The sequence below is a fragment of the Bacillus zhangzhouensis genome (genome assembly GCF_000715205.1).
Classification (GTDB): domain Bacteria; phylum Bacillota; class Bacilli; order Bacillales; family Bacillaceae; genus Bacillus; species Bacillus zhangzhouensis.
The window spans coordinates 1-251 of sequence record NZ_JOTP01000102.1 but is presented as its reverse complement, the minus strand read 5'-3'; the positions used below and the strand labels follow the sequence as shown (position 1 = coordinate 251).

Below are 251 nucleotides of genomic sequence, written 5' to 3'. Positions count from 1 at the left end.
AGTAGCCTTAAAGGAGATCTTGTAATTTAACACTTTCTCCCATATTTTGATACATGGCCCTAGCAAAAGCATTCATCACTGCTGCAGCTGGATCTATTCTTTGTGGCGACTTTGCTTTGTCTAGCATGATATTTTCTTGAGCATCTTGTTTAATGATCGCGTTATTATATGCAAAAGTAAGAAGAGGATCGTTCCCATGAATGACCTTGCCCTCGTATACCTTTTGTCTGTAATCCTTTGTCGGTAAAGAA

1 protein-coding gene is annotated in these 251 nt (G+C 38.6%); it reads right to left on the bottom strand.

The genetic code is table 11. The annotated features are described in order from the left end of the window. Window positions 1-7: 7 nt before the first annotated feature. On the bottom strand, window positions 8-251 hold a 244-nt coding region (locus tag BA70_RS19045; protein ID WP_051691209.1), incomplete at its 5' end, for a terminase TerL endonuclease subunit.